General features: G+C 68.3%; 13 protein-coding genes. 7 read left to right on the forward strand and 6 right to left on the reverse strand.

The window, feature by feature from the left end:
* Window positions 1-80: 80 nt before the first annotated feature.
* The 4 genes from A3862_RS00725 (at window position 81) to A3862_RS00740 (ending at window position 2,954) form a co-directional block, all read left to right on the forward strand.
* Window positions 81-857: a COG4705 family protein gene (locus tag A3862_RS00725; protein ID WP_050733499.1), complete on the forward strand. Its 777-nt coding sequence runs from the start codon at window positions 81-83 to the stop codon at window positions 855-857.
* Between the two features lie 68 nt (window positions 858-925).
* Complete coding sequence (locus tag A3862_RS00730; RefSeq protein ID WP_050733520.1) at window positions 926-1,333, forward strand: hypothetical protein; 408 nt, start codon at window positions 926-928, stop codon at window positions 1,331-1,333.
* 29 nt (window positions 1,334-1,362) lie between these two features.
* Window positions 1,363-2,145: a COG4705 family protein gene (locus tag A3862_RS00735; protein ID WP_050733498.1), complete on the forward strand. Its 783-nt coding sequence runs from the start codon at window positions 1,363-1,365 to the stop codon at window positions 2,143-2,145.
* A 29-nt stretch (window positions 2,146-2,174) separates the two neighbouring features.
* Window positions 2,175-2,954 (forward strand): COG4705 family protein, encoded by a 780-nt coding sequence (locus A3862_RS00740; protein WP_111473128.1) that lies wholly within the window; start codon window positions 2,175-2,177, stop codon window positions 2,952-2,954.
* 117 nt (window positions 2,955-3,071) lie between these two features.
* Here the strand turns inward: A3862_RS00740 and A3862_RS32480 are convergent, their stop codons facing one another.
* Window positions 3,072-3,266: a hypothetical protein gene (locus A3862_RS32480; RefSeq protein WP_050733496.1), complete on the reverse strand. Its 195-nt coding sequence runs from the start codon at window positions 3,264-3,266 to the stop codon at window positions 3,072-3,074.
* An 11-nt stretch (window positions 3,267-3,277) separates the two neighbouring features.
* On the opposite strand from A3862_RS32480, the gene A3862_RS31880 reads away from it, so the two are divergent.
* The gene (locus A3862_RS31880) at window positions 3,278-3,895 is read left to right on the forward strand and encodes a Uma2 family endonuclease (RefSeq protein WP_050733495.1); all 618 of its coding nucleotides are present in this window, start codon (window positions 3,278-3,280) and stop codon (window positions 3,893-3,895) included.
* A 421-nt stretch (window positions 3,896-4,316) separates the two neighbouring features.
* Here the strand turns inward: A3862_RS31880 and gyrB are convergent, their stop codons facing one another.
* The 5 genes from gyrB to A3862_RS00775 form a co-directional block, all read right to left on the reverse strand.
* Window positions 4,317-6,761, reverse strand: a complete 2,445-nt coding sequence (gyrB, locus tag A3862_RS00755; RefSeq protein ID WP_043380905.1) for a DNA topoisomerase (ATP-hydrolyzing) subunit B — start codon at window positions 6,759-6,761, stop codon at window positions 4,317-4,319.
* A gap of 179 nt (window positions 6,762-6,940) precedes the next feature.
* Window positions 6,941-7,903 (reverse strand): aldo/keto reductase, encoded by a 963-nt coding sequence (locus A3862_RS00760; RefSeq protein ID WP_111473131.1) that lies wholly within the window; start codon window positions 7,901-7,903, stop codon window positions 6,941-6,943.
* Window positions 7,904-7,911: 8 nt separating this feature from the next.
* Entirely contained in the window at window positions 7,912-8,556 is a 645-nt protein-coding gene (locus tag A3862_RS00765; protein ID WP_043380910.1) for an MBL fold metallo-hydrolase, read from the reverse strand.
* A gap of 89 nt (window positions 8,557-8,645) precedes the next feature.
* Entirely contained in the window at window positions 8,646-9,029 is a 384-nt protein-coding gene (locus A3862_RS00770; protein ID WP_111473132.1) for a hypothetical protein, read from the reverse strand.
* Between the two features lie 67 nt (window positions 9,030-9,096).
* Window positions 9,097-10,764, reverse strand: a complete 1,668-nt coding sequence (locus A3862_RS00775; protein ID WP_043345339.1) for an alpha-amylase family protein — start codon at window positions 10,762-10,764, stop codon at window positions 9,097-9,099.
* 156 nt (window positions 10,765-10,920) lie between these two features.
* Here A3862_RS00775 and A3862_RS00780 point away from each other — a divergent pair, with 156 nt between their 5' ends.
* The gene (locus A3862_RS00780) at window positions 10,921-13,968 is read left to right on the forward strand and encodes a penicillin-binding protein 1A (RefSeq protein WP_043755245.1); all 3,048 of its coding nucleotides are present in this window, start codon (window positions 10,921-10,923) and stop codon (window positions 13,966-13,968) included.
* Between the two features lie 28 nt (window positions 13,969-13,996).
* Window positions 13,997-15,052, forward strand: a complete 1,056-nt coding sequence (locus A3862_RS00785) for a hypothetical protein (protein WP_043380918.1) — start codon at window positions 13,997-13,999, stop codon at window positions 15,050-15,052.
* Window positions 15,053-15,056 lie beyond the last annotated feature (4 nt).

Below are 15,056 nucleotides of genomic sequence, written 5' to 3' on the forward strand. Positions count from 1 at the left end.
GGCTCCTTTGGACGAAGCTCATTCTGCCCTCATTATGGCTCGCTATCACGGTGCCCGACCATGACGGACGGGAGACGGGGATGAGCGAGATCCAGCGCCAGATCTTGAACAAGGTACCGGAGGTCACCGCGGTCTTCTGGGTCATCAAGATACTGTCCACGACCGTCGGCGAGACCGGCGCGGACTACCTCGCGGTGAACGTCGGCCTGGGTGCCGCCGTCACCGCCACCCTCACGGCCGGCCTCCTCGCGGCCGTCCTCGCCCTGCAGGTGCGCGAGTGGCGCTACTTGCCCTGGACCTATTGGTCGACCGTCGTCCTCGTCAGCGTGGTCGGCACGCAGGTTACCGACATCCTGACCGACAAGCTCGGCGTGAGCCTCTTCGTCAGCACCGGCGTGTTCGCGGCCGCCCTCGCCACCGTGTTCGCCCTTTGGTACGCGACCGAGCGGACGCTCTCGATCCACGCCATCGTGACCCGGCGCCGCGAGGCGTTCTACTGGCTCGCCATCCTCCTGACCTTCGCGCTCGGCACGGCCGCGGGCGACCTGGCTACCGAGGCGCTGGGGCTCGGCTTCAATCTCGGCGTCGTCATCTTCGGCACGATGCTGGCCGCCCTCGCCCTCGCCTGGCGCCTCGGCACGAACCCGGTGACGATCTTCTGGCTCGCCTACATCGTCACGCGCCCCCTCGGCGCATCGCTGGGCGATCTGCTGTCGCAGGCACGGGAATACGGCGGCCTCGGCTTCGGCACGGCCTCCACCAGCCTCGCCTTCTTCGCCGTCATCGTCGCCCTGGTGACGTCCCTGAGCCTCGTCTCCGGACGCCCTGGCGAGCCGGCCGGACAGCGGCGGGCCTGACCGTCCGCCGCCTCCCGCATCCCCATCCTCCAGTCCTTCCAACGCCGCACGACACGGAGCGAATGACCATGCGAAACATCCTCCTCGCCGCCATCGCCGCGACGGTCATCGGCGCCACGGCCGCCCCCCTGGGCCTGCAGGCGATGCAGGACGCCGCCGTCGGAGCGACGCCCAAGGCGATGGCGGCCTCGAAGCTCGGCGACCTCTCCAAGTTCCGGACCATCGTCGTCGACGTAAAGGCGATGACCGACCGGGGCGACCTCGCCGCCGCCAAGACGCGCATCAAGGACCTGGAATTGTCCTGGGACGCGTCCGAGGCCGGCCTGAAGCCGCGAGCCGCCGCCGACTGGCACGTCGTGGACAAGGCCATCGACCGCACCCTCGACGCGTTGCGGGCTTCGAACCCCGATCCGGCCGCCTGCCGTCGCGCGGTCGACGACCTGCTCGCCATCATCGACCAGACCCACACCGCGTGAGCCAGCCCTCGCTTTCCCACGGCAGCCCGATGCAACCGACCGAGCGACCCGGACACGTCGAACCCGCCAAAGTGCCAGAAGCCACCGCCGGGTTCTGGGCCATCAAGATCGTGGCCACGACGTTGGGCGAGGTCGGCGGCAACGCGGTCACGTTGACGCTCGGTCTCGGCTATCTCGCCGGCACGGCGATCTTCGGGGCCGCCCTGGCGGTGCTGCTCGCCGCACAGGTCCGGGCGGACCGCTTCCAGCCGCTCCTGTACTGGGCCGTGGTCACCGCGACGACGCTCGCAGGCACGACCCTCGCCGACTTCTGCGACCGGTCCCTCGGCATCGGCTACGCGGGCGGGTCCCTGGTGTTGCTCGGATTGGTCGTCGCGACCCTGATCCTGTGGAAGCGCACGCTCGGCACGGTCGCCGTGGAGACGGTACGGTCCCCGCGGGCCGAAGGTTTCTATTGGGCCACGGTCATGTTCTCCCAGACGCTCGGCACCGCGTTGGGCGACTGGATGGCCGACAGCAGCGGACTCGGGTACAACGGGAGCGCGCTCCTCATCCTCGTCGCGCTGGTCGTGGTCACGGCCCTCCAACTGCGAACGCGCGTTTCCAGGCCGATGCTGTTCTGGACGGCGTTCGTCCTGACGCGGCCGCTCGGCGCCACCCTCGCCAACTCGCTCGACAAGCCAGTCGCTTCCGGCGGCCTGGGCATCGACGACATCACGATCTCCGGCGTGCTCGCGCTCGTCATGGCCGGGCTCGTCCTCCTCATCCCGCAGCGTGCCGGTCGCCGGGCGGCCTGCGCCGACGCGCCGTGAGGTTTCCCCTCGAAGAAGGAGCAGGTCCGATGGACGACCGTTACGAACGCGCTCTGAGCAAGGTGCCGGAGGTCACGCTGGGCTTTTGGATCATCAAGATCCTGGCCACGACGCTCGGGGAGACCGGCGGCGATACCGTCACCATGACCCTCAATTGGGGCTACCTCGCCGGTACCGCCCTGTTCGCCGTGCTGCTGGTCGCGCTCGTGGTCGCCCAGGTCATGTCGAAGCGGTTCCACCCGGTCCTGTACTGGTCCACGATCGTCGCCTCGACCACCTTCGGTACGACGATGGCGGACTTCGCCGACCGCTCGCTCGGCATCGGGTACACCGGCGGGTCGACCCTGCTCCTCGTTTGCCTCGCGGCCGTGCTCGGGCTCTGGTACGCGACCGAGGGCACCGTGTCGGTGAACACGGTTTCGACCCCCCGGGTCGAAGCGTTCTATTGGGGGGCGATCACCTTCTCGCAGACGTTGGGCACCGCGCTCGGCGACTGGCTCGCGGACACCGGCGGCCTCGGCTACGAGGTCGGCGCCCTCGTCTTCGCGGCGGCGCTCGCGGTCGTCGTCGCCCTTTACTACCGGACCTCGGTTTCGCGCGTCACGCTCTTCTGGGCGGCGTTCATCCTGACCCGCCCGCTCGGGGCCACGGTGGGCGATTTCCTCGACAAGCCGGTCGCCGACGGCGGGTTGAACCTGAGCCGGCCGCTCGCCTCCGCCGTGATCGCGGCCTTCATCGTCGCGCTCATCGTCCTCCTCCCGCAAAGGGCCGGTCAGCATCCGACAGAGGGAGCACAGGCGTCGCGCTGACCCGGACGTTCCCGTGCGAGCGCCGAACGGCCACCGTGCCTTGCCCAAAGCTTCCGGATCGCCACGTCCAAGCGTATGATGAGGGGGAACCTATAGTGCCAAAGCATGCCCGCTGCATTACGCGACGACTTCATCGGGCTGGATGAGTACGAACGCCTCTGCGAAGCGGCGGAGGAAGGGGAGCGGCTGGAGTACATCGACGGGCAGGTTGTCCGCATGCTGGTCGGCGGCTCCATCGCCCACCATGCCTTGACCCGGTGCCTCGATAACCTGATTGCCGACCGCCTCCCCCCGGCGGGCCGTGCGCGTCATTACGTCAGACGATGCGGCTCCAAGCGGGAACGGCACGCGTCTACCCGGATGTCTTCGTCGCCTGCGGGGATACCGTCGAACCGGATCCGGAGACCAACAGCGTCCGTTCGGCGACCGTCATCGTGGAGGTTCTGCCCCCCGCGACCGAACGGTACGACCGCGGCGGGAAATGGCTCGAATACCAGACGCTGCACGACCTCATGCATTTCGTCCATGTCGCGCAGGACCAACGCCGGGTCGGATTCTTCCACCGTCAGGGAGACGGATGGCACTACGAACTCCTACAAGGACCGGACGCCGTCCTTCGGCTAGCGGCCATCGGGGTCGAGTTGAGGCTCGACGATTTCTACTCGTCCATCCCGCTGCTAGCCACGGAGGGCGGCGACCTCGCTACCCAAGCCACGTTTGCCACCGTTCAGGTATCGGGCATTGCGGGGATGAAGGGTCTTCCACGCTCGCCGGACATCTACGCCATGGTTACGGAGATGGACGCCGGCGAGTGTGAGGCGGCCGTAGCTGCCATCGTCGGCTTGGTCGGTACGCCCGCGATGGTGGATTGGAAGTCCGTACTGCCGGAGCGGCTGCAGAACCGGCTGGATGCTGTTCTGAGCGCCAGCACTTACTATTAGGCAGTCCTTTCAGGAGCCGGGCGGCTTAATCATAACCGAAGGGGGGCGGCCCCATGAGGGCTTGGGCGTCCTCCAACGCCCGGTCGACGTTGCGGGGGTGTTTGCCCGCTCTGGCACCCGCCGCGACGACCAACGCCGGATGGAACCCCGTCTTCATTACCCACTCCGAACCTAAGCGGTCCGTACCCCGACGGCTAGGGCGGCCATGGCGCTCAGCAGGTAACCGACCTCAAAGCGTTGGATCTCGGTCACCAAAGGGCACTGACGAAAGCTTGATGTTGACAGCGGAGAGCATCTCTGAATCAATGCTCTCCCAACCTGAAAACCTGCCGATACGCCGGCGAGGTCAGGCTTCTCAGTAAATCGGTCCACATAATTCGCTTCCCGGGACATATTTTACTGAGAAATTACAGGCTGAGCCCTAGACGTCCAGATTGGCGACGCTGAGGGCGTTTTCCTGAATGAACTCGCGCCGCGGCTCCACCACATCGCCCATCAGCTTCACGAACAGGTCGTCGGCGTCTGTCACGTCCTTCACCTTGACCTGCAGCAAGGAGCGCACGTCGCGATCCAGGGTGGTCTCCCAGAGCTGCTGGGCGGTCATCTCACCGAGGCCCTTGTAGCGCTGGAGCTGCAGGCCCTTCCGGCCAAAGGCCATCACCGCCTCGAACAGGGCGACGGGCCCGTGCAGCACGGTCTCGTCGGACTTACGCATCAGGGTGGCGGGTTCGCCATAGATTTCCCGGAAGGCGTCGGCCCGCTCGGACAGACGCCGGGCTTCCTGCGAGGTGATCAGGCCGAGATCCAGGGTCGCCACCTGCCGGACGCCGCGCAGCGTCCGGCTGAGGCGATAGCCGCCCTCGAAGGATTCGCCCTGCCAGCCGCGCTCGATCTCGTCCGCGATGGCGTCGAGCCGGCGGGCGGTCAGGTCGGCCAGCACCTCGGCCTCGCCGGTCCGCGAGGCCGCCTCGGGGTCGAAGGCGCCGGCCAGCACCGCCTGCTCGACCACGGCGCGGTCGTAGCGCGTGTGCAGCCCCTGCAGGATGTTGCGGAAGGTCCGCGCCTCCTCGACGAGGCTCTTGAGCTGAGGCCCGGCGAACTCCGCACCGGTGGAGAGGCGCAGGATCGCCCCGTCGGTCCCCTGGTCGATCAGGTAATCCTCAAGGGCGCGCTCATCCTTCAGGTAGATCGCCTTCCGGCCGCGCTCCGCTTTGTAAAGCGGTGGTTGCGCGATGTAGAGATGGCCGCGGTCGATCAATTCCGGCATCTGCCGGAAGAAGAAGGTCAGAAGCAGCGTCCGGATGTGCGAGCCGTCCACGTCCGCATCGGTCATGATGATGATGCGGTGGTAGCGCAGCTTCTCCGGGTTGAAGCCCTCGCGGTCGGTCGAGGAGCGCCCGATCCCGGCGCCGAGCGCCGTGATCAGCGTGCCGATCTCGGCCGAGGACAGCATCCGGTCGGCGCGGACGCGCTCGACGTTCAGGATCTTGCCGCGCAGCGGCAGCACCGCCTGGAAGGTCCGGTCGCGGCCCTGCTTGGCCGAGCCGCCGGCGGAATCACCCTCAACCAGAAGGATCTCGCACTTCGTCGGGTCGCGCTCCTGGCAATCGGCGAGCTTGCCGGGCAGCGAGGCGATGTCGAGAGCGCCCTTGCGGGTCACGGTCTCGCGGGCCTTGCGGGCGGCCTCGCGCGCCGAGGCCGCCAGGACCACCTTGGCCATGACCGACCGCGCCTGGCTCGGATTCTCCTCGAGCCAGGTCGACAGGCCTTCGTTGAGGACGTTCTCGACCGCGGGCCGGACCTCGGACGAGACGAGCTTGTCCTTGGTCTGCGACGAGAATTTCGGGTCCGGCACCTGCACGGAGATGACGGCGGTGAGGCCCTCGCGGCAATCCTCGCCGGTGAGCGACACCTTCTCCTTCTTGGCGATGCCGCTGGATTCGGCATAGCCGGTGACCTGCCGGGTCAGGGCCGCCCGGAAGCCGGCCATATGGGTGCCGCCGTCCCGCTGCGGGATGTTGTTGGTGAAGGGCAGCACGGTCTCGTTGAACGAGTCGTTCCACCAGAACGCGACCTCGACGCGGATCCCGTCGCGCTCGGAACTGACGACCACCGGGCTGGTCATGCCGTCGATCGGCTTGCGGGAGCGGTCGAGATACCGGACGAAGGCCTCGATGCCGCCTTCGTAGTACAGCTCCTCGCGCTTCTTCTCGGCATGGCGGGCATCGGTCAGGACGATGCGTACGCCGGAATTGAGGAAGGCGAGTTCACGCAGGCGCTTCTCCAGCGTCCCGTAATCGAACTCGATCATCGTGAAGGTTTCGGTGGAGGGCAGGAAGCTGACTTCCGTCCCGCGCCGACCGTTGCCGGGCCCGACGACCTCCAGGGGCGCCACGGCGTCGCCGTGGCGGAACTCCATCGCGTGCTCCTTGTCGTTGCGCCAGATGCGCAGGCGAAGCCACGACGACAGGGCATTCACCACCGACACGCCGACGCCGTGCAGGCCGCCGGAAACCTTGTAGGAGTTCTGGTCGAACTTACCGCCGGCGTGCAGCTGGGTCATGATGACCTCGGCCGCCGAGACACCCTCCTCCTTGTGGATGTCCACCGGGATGCCGCGCCCGTTATCGGAGACGGTGCAGGATCCGTCGGCGTTGAGGGTGACGGTGACGAGATCGGCATGGCCCGCCAGCGCCTCGTCGATGGCGTTGTCCACGACCTCGTAGACCATGTGGTGGAGGCCGGAGCCGTCATCGGTATCGCCGATATACATGCCGGGCCGCTTGCGGACGGCGTCGAGGCCCTTCAGCACGCGGATGGATTCCGCGCCGTAATCGGCAGGCTCGGTCTGGGGGGTGTCGGCCATGAACTTCCTCGGGCAGGCGGGCCTAATCGCGTCGGTGGCAGATGCGCCGTCGGGTGCCCGCGCCTGAACTCTCGCTTGATCCGCCTGATATAGGGGTTCCGCGTTGAGATTGCACGATTTTACGGGCCCGCGGCGGGCCCGTCCCGAAGCTTTTGTGACGCTCGCCGCTTAACGCCGCGTTAGCCCTCAATGCCGCCCGCGCTCGCCGTGTCGAGGCGGCCGATCGCCTCCGGCGAAAGGGTCAGCCGGACGGCGCCGAGGAGCTCGTCGAGTTGCGCCACCGAGGTCGCGCTGGCGATGGGCGCCGTGATGCCGGGGCGGGCGATGATCCAGGCAAGCGCCACCTGGGCCGGGCTGGCACCGTGCGTCTGCGCGACCGAATCGAGCACGTTCAGCAGCGCGAGACCGCGCGGGTTGAGGTACTTGGCGACGCGGTTCTCACGGGCCCGTCCCGTCGCGTCCTGGGCGCTGCGGTACTTGCCGGTGAGGAAGCCCGCGGCCAGCGAGAAGTAGCCGATGACGCCGATCTGTTCGGCCCGGCAGAGCGGCTCCAGCTCGGCCTCGTAACCGCGCTGGGCGAGGCTGTAATCCGGCTGGAGGCATTCGTAGCGTGGCAGCCCCGCGGAGGCGGCTATCGTCAGTGCCTCCTTGAGCCGCGCCGCGCTGTAGTTCGAGGCGCCGATCGCGCGGACCTTGCCCGCCGCGATCAGGCGCTCATGAGCCCGCAGGGTCTCGTCCAGGGCCACGTCGTTATCGTCGACATGGGACTGGTAGAGGTCGATCCGGTCGATCCGCAGCCGCCGCAGCGAGGCCTCGCAGGCCCGCTCGATATGGGCCGCCGAGAGACCCTTGCCGGCCTCGCCCATGTCCATCCCGACCTTGGTCGCCAGCACGATCCTGTCCCGGACGCCCGGACGGCTGGCCAGCCATCGTCCGATCACCGTCTCGGATTCCCCGCCGACATGGCCGGGGGCCCAGCGCGAATAGACGTCGGCGGTGTCGATGAAATCGAAGCCGCTCTCCACGAACCGGTCGAGGATCGCGAAGGCGCTCGCCTCGTCGGCGGTCCAGCCGAAGACGTTGCCGCCCAGGCAGAACGGCGCGACCGTCAGGTCGGAGCGGCCGATGCGGCGCTTGTCCATGATGTCGGTCAGTCCTGCAGGAAGGGATTTGAGACACGCTCCTCGCCGAGCGTGCTCGTCGGACCATGGCCCGGGATGAAAGCGATGTCGTCGCCCAGCGGCAGGACCTTGTCCTTGATGGCCCGGATCAGCTGCTCGTGGTTGCCGCCCGGCAGGTCGGTGCGGCCGACCGAGCCCTTGAACACCACGTCGCCGACCAGGGCGAACCGCGCGTCCCGGCTCACGAACACGACGCTGCCGGGCGAGTGCCCGGGGCAGTGAAGGATATCGAAGCCGAGACCGCCGACCGTCACGGCATCGCCCTCGTCGAGCCAGCGGTCGGGCGTGACGGGCCGGGCCGCGCCGAGGCCGTAATTGGCGGCGGTCTCGGGCAGGGAATCCAGCAGGAACTTGTCCGCCTGGTGCGGCCCCTCGATCGGAACGCCGAGGCGCTCGCGCAGCTCGTCGGCGCCGGCGGCGTGGTCGACATGACCGTGGGTCAGCAGGATCTTCTCGACGGTGACGCCCTGCTCGCGGATGGCCGCCTCGATCCGATCGAGATCGCCGCCGGGATCCACCACGGCGCCGACCTTGGTCGTGTCGTCCCAGATCAGGGTGCAGTTCTGCTGGAAGGGTGTGACCGGGATGATCCCGGCGCGTGGCGTACCTGGCATGTCGTCCCGCGTGTAGGCAGCGCCGCTCCGGACGCCCTCGGCCGCAGTCTAGCGCAGAACACTGGTGGGCGGCACCCTGTGCGGCACGCTCAGGCCGCGTTGCCCCTGGGGCGGCGCAGGCCGTCGTGAAGCGCCAGCATTTCGGCCATGCCGAGCGCCCGCGAGCTCCAGCGCGTCTCCGCGGTGTTGACCTGCGTGAACCGGTCGTGGGACCGGCCGCCATAGGCTCCGAACAGGGTCCTGCCCGCCTCGACGGCACCGTCGTCCCGCGCCGTCTCGTCCGGCCGGTCGATCCGGTAGGACGGCGTCGGCGACCGGCCGGTCACGCCGATCCGCACCGAGGCGTCGCCGTAATGCTTCTGGCACAGCCTCATGGTGACCAGCACCTCGCGCAGGTAGTCTTCAGCGTCGGCGAGATCCGGCAGGATGTCGGCGATCGTCGCGTCCGAGGGATAATGCTTCGTCCGGGCCATGCTACACCTTGCTCAGGCGTGTCCTACCGTCTTCGCCGGCCGAGGGCGAGCCGGGCGCCGGTTTTCCTCACGCCGGCCGCCGCTTCAACAGCGCGTCGAGGCCCCCGACCCGGAACCAGTGGTACCCGTAGCCTTCCAGGAACAGGCAGTGCCGGCCGTCCTCGCCGACCTCGCTGCGGCTGCCGGTCAGCACATCGACGAGGATGTCGTGCTCGGAATCCTCCACGCCGGATGCCATGGCGACCTCGACAGGCTCCGGCGCCAGATTGTGGACACACAGGATGGCGTTGCCGCGCCAGTCGTAGCGGAGCGCCAGCACCGAGGGACGCCCGGTCTCCATCGGGACCACGTCGCCCCAGCCGATCTCCGGCGCCTCCTTGCGCTGCCGGATCATGCTCTGCATCCAGTTGAGCAGCGAGTCGGCCTCGTGGCGCTGGTCGGCGACGTTCACGTGCGCGTAGCCGTAGGGCCCGTGGTCGATCAGCGGAATCACCGTGCGGTCGGCCGTGGAGAAGCCGCCCTGATACTCGCTGGTCCACTGCATCGGCGTGCGGGCGCAGTCCCGCTCCTTGAGCGCGAGCTCGTCGCCCATGCCGATCTCGTCGCCGTAACGCAGCACCGGCGTCCCCGGCAGGGTGAACATCAGCGAATAGGCCAGCCGGATACGGCGGGGATCGCCGGCCAGCATCGGTGCGAAGCGGCGGCGGATGCCGCGGTCGTAGAGCTGCATCCCCTTCTCGGGCCCGAAGGCGTCGAACACGCTCTGACGCTGCTTGCCCGTCAGGCGTCCCAGGTCCAGCTCGTCGTGGTTCCGCAGGAAGATGCCCCATTGGCAGGAGAGCGGGCGCGGCTTCGTCCGCTCGATCGCCTTGACCAGCGGGCGCGCATCATGGGCCGCAAGGGCGTAGAAGGTCGCCTGATTGACCTGGAAGTTGAACATCATGTGCATGCGGTCGGCGTCGTCGCCGAAATAATCCATGTCCTGGTTCGGCAGGATGTTGGCCTCGGCCAGGATGATGGCGTCGCCCTGGCGCCATTGCAGGAACTCGCGCAGGTCGCGCAGCATCTCGAACTGCTCGCGGGGCTTGCCGCCGACATCGGCCCCCTTCTCGGCGATGACGAACGGCACGGCATCCATGCGGAAGCCGGAGACGCCCAGCTGGATCCAGAAACCCATGATCTTGAGGATCTCGGCCAGCACCTCGGGATTGGCTGTGTTGAGATCCGGCTGGAAGTTGAAGAAGCGGTGGAAATACCACGCCTTGGCCTTCGCATCGTAGGTCCAGGTGGTCTCCTGCACGCCCGGGAAGACCATGCCCTCGTCGGCGCTCGCGGGGCGCTCTTTCGACCAGACGTACCAGTCGCGATAGGGCGAGTCCGGGTCGGAGCGGGCCGACTGGAACCATGGGTGCTGGTCCGAGGTGTGGTTGACCACGAGGTCGATCAGCACCCGCAGCCCCCGCTGCTTGGCGGCGTGGGTGAAGGCGACGAAGTCACCGAGCGAGCCGTAATCGGGGTCGACGCCGTAATAGTCGGCGATGTCGTAGCCGCCATCCTTCTTGGGCGACGGCTGGAAGGGCATCAGCCAGACCGCGGTGGCGCCCAGGCCCTGGATGTAGTCGAGCCGGCGCTCGAGCCCAGCGAAGTCGCCGATCCCGTCGCCGTTGGCATCCATGAAGGTGCCGACCGACAGGCAATAGATGATGGCGTTCTTGTACCACAGGTCGTTGATCATGGCCCCCCCGGCGTCGTCGCGCCTCACGAACGTGGGACCCCATCAAAGCGTTGCCGTGCGGCGTCTCCTTAAATCAGCCGCGTTGTGCACGCCCTGTTCAGGCGCGCTCCCGAAAGGTCCGCGCCCGCCCCGTCGCGTCCCCCGAACTCGGCCCGTATGAACGCCATCCTGATCAAGCTGTTCGCGACCGCCCTGACCCTGAGCCAGGTCACGACCCGGCCGGAGGCGGTCCGGACGCAGTTCGATCCAGCCACCGATGGGCCCGAGGTTGTGCGCCTGCTGCGCGACGGCTGCGCCCACATGCGCAAGGCCTTCGACATCGAGGACATCAACCTCGACGAGCTGATCACCACCGCGATGGAGGATCCGTCCACCGTCGCCGGGCCGGCCGCCCCGAAGATCCTGCACGGGCTCGACCTGAACGAGCTGAACACGAGCTACAAGCAGTTCTGCAAAGGCGAGAACCCGGCGAACTCGCCCTTCGACGCCAAGGCGGTGATCGAGTTCTACGACAACGCCACCAAGGACCTGCCCAGCGCCGAGGCCCTGCGCGACAAGGCGCTGCCCGGCATGACCCGGATCCTCGACGGCGCCGGCAAGCCCTTCGCCGAGGCCTCCGAGCCGAACGGGCGCCGCATCGTCGTGCCGATCACGGCGGTTCCGACGCTGGTGCAGAAGGCCTTCATCGCCGCCGAGGACAAGCGCTTCGAGACCCATCACGGCATCGACGAGCGCGGCGTGATCCGCGCCTTCATCGCCAATCTCGCTTCGCCGGGACGTCCGGCGGGTGGTTCGACCATCACCCAGCAGGTGGTCAAGAACCTCTCGGTCGGCGACGACGTCACCTACGAGCGCAAGATCCGCGAGATGATCGTCGCGTCGCGGCTGGAGCGGATCCTCTCGAAGCCGCAGATTCTCGGGCTCTATCTCAACGGCATCTATCTCGGCCGCGGCGCCTACGGCATCGAGATGGCGGCGCAGAGCTATTTCGGGAAGCCGGTGGGGCAGCTCACCCTGCCGGAGGCCGCGCTCCTCGCCGGCATGCCCAAGGGGCCGAATTTCTACAGCCCCGACAAGTATCCGGACCGGGCGCGGGAGCGGCGCGCCTACGTGCTCGCCCGCCTCAAGGAAGAGGGCGCGATTACCGAGGCCGAGATGAGCGCGGCGATCAAGTCCGATCTCGGGCTGAAGCCGATCGAGACCGCGCGGCGCGATTCCGGCTTCTACGTGGTGGATTTCCTCAATCGGGAGGCCCGCACCTTCGCGGGAGTGGATTCTTTGACCTCCGGGTCGCTGACCGTCCGCTCGACGATCAATGCGGGCCTGCAGCGCTCCGTCGAGGAGGCTCTCCAGGACGGGCTCGCCAATTACGAGCGCTCCACGGGCCGTCAGGTCTTCGCGGGGCCCGAACTCAACCTCGCCGACAGCGTCCGCCGGATCCAGGCCGCGACTCCTGCACCGGAGGGGGCGACACAGGCGGCGCCCGCGGTGACGGGAGCGCGAACGGATGCGCCCAAGGCGGATGCCAAGATGGACGCCAAAGCGGACGCCAAGGCGCGTCGTGGCGAGAAGGTCGCGGCGGTCCCGCAGAAGAAGCCGGCCTGGCTTCTGGCGCTCGAGAGCGCCCGCCCGGTGCTCTACGACGTGCATTGGCCGATGGCGGTGGTGCTGGAGACCGGGCGCGGCGGCATGAAGGTCGGCCTCGCCGATGGCCGGACCGCCGTCCTCGACCCCGGCATCGCCCGGGGCAAGCTGCAGGTCTACGACGTGATCCGCGTGAAGGTCGGTTCGGGCAAGGGCGGCCTGCGCGCGCAGATCCGCGTCCGGCCCACGGTCCAGGGCGCGGCCCTGGTGATGGAGAACCAGACCGGCCGGATCCTCGCGATGGCCGGCGGCTTCTCCTACCCGCTGAGCCAGCTCAACCGCGTCACCCAGACGGTGCGCCAGCCCGGCTCGACCCTGAAGCCGCTGACCTATCTCGCCGCGCTCAATGCCGGCTTGCAGCCCAACACCCTGGTGATGGATTCCGCCGTCACCCTGCCGCCGATCGGCGGGACCGGCGATTCCTGGTCGCCGAAGAACTACGAGGGGGGCGGTTCGGGCCCCACCACCCTGCGGCGCGGCCTCGAATTCTCCAAGAACCTCGTCACCGCCCGTCTGCTCCAGGGTGGAATCGAACCCAAGGCGCCGGCGAGCCTGAAACGGGTCTGCGACATCGCCCTGGAGGCACAGATCTACGCCGAGTGCGAGCCCTACTATCCCTTCGTCCTCGGCGCGCAGCCGGTGCGGATGCTGGACCTCGCGGGCTTCTACGCGGCAGTGGCCAACGAGGGCGCGCGTCCGGCCCCCTACGCGCTCGAATCCGTCGAGCGGGACGGCAAGCCGCTCTACACGCACCCCGCCAAGGAGCCGGCGCGGATCGCCTCTGCGGACCGGGTCGCCTTCTACCAGCTCAAGACCATGCTGCAGGGGGTGACACAGCACGGCACCGCGGCGGCGCTGTCGAAGGTCTCGGCCTACGTCGCCGGCAAGACCGGAACCTCCGAGAACGAGAACGACGCGTGGTTCGCGGGCCTGACCAACGAGATCAGCGTGGTGGTCTGGGTCGGCTACGACAACGCCGACGGCACCCGCAAGACCCTCGGCCGCGGCCAGACCGGCGGCCATGTCTCGGTGCCGATCGCCTCGGCGATCCTGCAGGCGGCCTGGGCGAACGGAATCGCCAAGACGCCGCTGCGGGGCCCCTCCCCCGAGGCGCGCCCCTTCATCGCCGACCTGGCGGTCGATCCGCGCAGCGGCGTGCGGGTCGCGGGCGGCGGCTTTCTCGAGCATTTCCGCACAAGCGGCGACGGACGGATGGCGGACACGCAGTACCGCCTCGTTCCGCGGGAGACGCTCTACGCCATGCGGCCCGATGCCCAGGACGGCGATCTCGCCGGCGCCGACGATGGCGCGAACGTGGCGGGCGACTATTACGGCAACATGACGGGCGAGCGGCCGCGGGCCGACTTCCTGGACCCGTTCGGCGAGCGTCCGGCGCCGCGCAGCCGCCGTGCGCAGGGCGATGTGGATCTCTACGGGCAGGATCCGTACAAGCCCTGGCCCGGCCAGACAAACCGCTCGCCGTTCGGCGGGGATGACGACGCGCGCCGGCCGCGCCGCCGCGATCCGGATTACCTGTTCGGCGAAGATCCCGGTTACTGACTGCCCTCCCCGAGAGATGAGAATCCCGTTGCGTCAGCAGCTTCCTGCCGCCCTGGCGGCCGCCCTCACGGTCGCTCTCCCGGCCATCCCGGTCCGCGCTCAGACGCCCGCCGCCAACACGGCGCCGGCACCGGAGCGGGTCAAGGATGTGCCCTCGGTCACGGCCGTCGACCCCGCCGCGATCAAGCCGGGCCAGATCCTGTTCACCGATCACCGCGAGAATCCGTCGGCGCCGGAGAACGGCCTGATCCCGTATCTCGACTGGTTGAAGGTGCGGCCGGCCGAGGCGGCGGCGCTCGCCCCCTATCCCGGCTACAAGGAGCCGGATTACACGGTCACGGTGAACGGCGTGACCAAGCCCCGGCACGAGACGCTGAAGGTCTATGTGGCCGAGGGGCGCTTCGTCGTCCCGCGGCCGGCCGAGGCGATCGACCTGCAGGCCTTCGCCAATCTCGCCTTCGTCCAGAAGATGGATCCGGCGATCAAGCACCGCGCCATCTCGGCCGCCGACGTGACCCCCAACAAGGATCCGGCCGCCGCCTTCGCCAAGCGACCCGACCGGCCCTGGTGCGAGGGGGCGGGCGCCTGCATCGAGTCGCGCTACGATCTCGAGGGCAAGCTGCCGCTCGGGGTGAAGCTCGCCAACAAGCTGGAGGAAGGGTCGGCCAAGAAGATCGCCGAGTTCGTCTCGTTCCAGAGCGAGTTGCGGGTCCTCGGGCCGGACCAGGGCGCCGCGCTCAAGGCACTGACCAAGATCGACACGTCCGTCACCGGCGGGCTGGAGCAGACGATCTTCTGGGTCAACCAGATCCTGCGCTTCGGCAAGTTCCTCGCCGTGTTCCAGCCGATGCCGAACGACCCGACCAAGACGGTGGTCACCACCTACATGGCCTTGGCGATCAAGGGGGACGTCCTCGACCGCAAGGCCGAGTACGCCCGTGTGCCGGTCCTCAAGAACCTGCTGCCGGCGCAGGTGCTGATGGGCAATTCGAGCTTCAACACCGGCAACTCGATCAGCGCCGGCCTGCCGGTCTACGCCCGCAACCGGATCGCCGCCTTCGCGGACGCGCTCACCAAGCGCTGACGCG

This window comes from Methylobacterium sp. XJLW (genome assembly GCF_003254375.1).
Taxonomy (GTDB): Bacteria; Pseudomonadota; Alphaproteobacteria; order Rhizobiales; family Beijerinckiaceae; genus Methylobacterium; species Methylobacterium fujisawaense.

Coding starts and splice junctions, on each gene's coding strand:
- A3862_RS00760 (WP_111473131.1), bottom strand. CDS start 7,903: ATGGACAAGCGCCGCATCGGCCGCTCCGACCTGACGGTCGCGCCGTTC.
- gyrB (WP_043380905.1), bottom strand. CDS start 6,761: ATGGCCGACACCCCCCAGACCGAGCCTGCCGATTACGGCGCGGAATCC.
- A3862_RS00770 (WP_111473132.1), bottom strand. CDS start 9,029: ATGGCCCGGACGAAGCATTATCCCTCGGACGCGACGATCGCCGACATC.
- A3862_RS00725 (WP_050733499.1), top strand. CDS start 81: ATGAGCGAGATCCAGCGCCAGATCTTGAACAAGGTACCGGAGGTCACC.
- A3862_RS00735 (WP_050733498.1), top strand. CDS start 1,363: ATGCAACCGACCGAGCGACCCGGACACGTCGAACCCGCCAAAGTGCCA.
- A3862_RS00765 (WP_043380910.1), bottom strand. CDS start 8,556: ATGCCAGGTACGCCACGCGCCGGGATCATCCCGGTCACACCCTTCCAG.
- A3862_RS00730 (WP_050733520.1), top strand. CDS start 926: ATGCGAAACATCCTCCTCGCCGCCATCGCCGCGACGGTCATCGGCGCC.
- A3862_RS00775 (WP_043345339.1), bottom strand. CDS start 10,764: ATGATCAACGACCTGTGGTACAAGAACGCCATCATCTATTGCCTGTCG.
- A3862_RS32480 (WP_050733496.1), bottom strand. CDS start 3,266: ATGACGCGCACGGCCCGCCGGGGGGAGGCGGTCGGCAATCAGGTTATC.
- A3862_RS00780 (WP_043755245.1), top strand. CDS start 10,921: ATGAACGCCATCCTGATCAAGCTGTTCGCGACCGCCCTGACCCTGAGC.
- A3862_RS00740 (WP_111473128.1), top strand. CDS start 2,175: ATGGACGACCGTTACGAACGCGCTCTGAGCAAGGTGCCGGAGGTCACG.
- A3862_RS31880 (WP_050733495.1), top strand. CDS start 3,278: ATGCGGCTCCAAGCGGGAACGGCACGCGTCTACCCGGATGTCTTCGTC.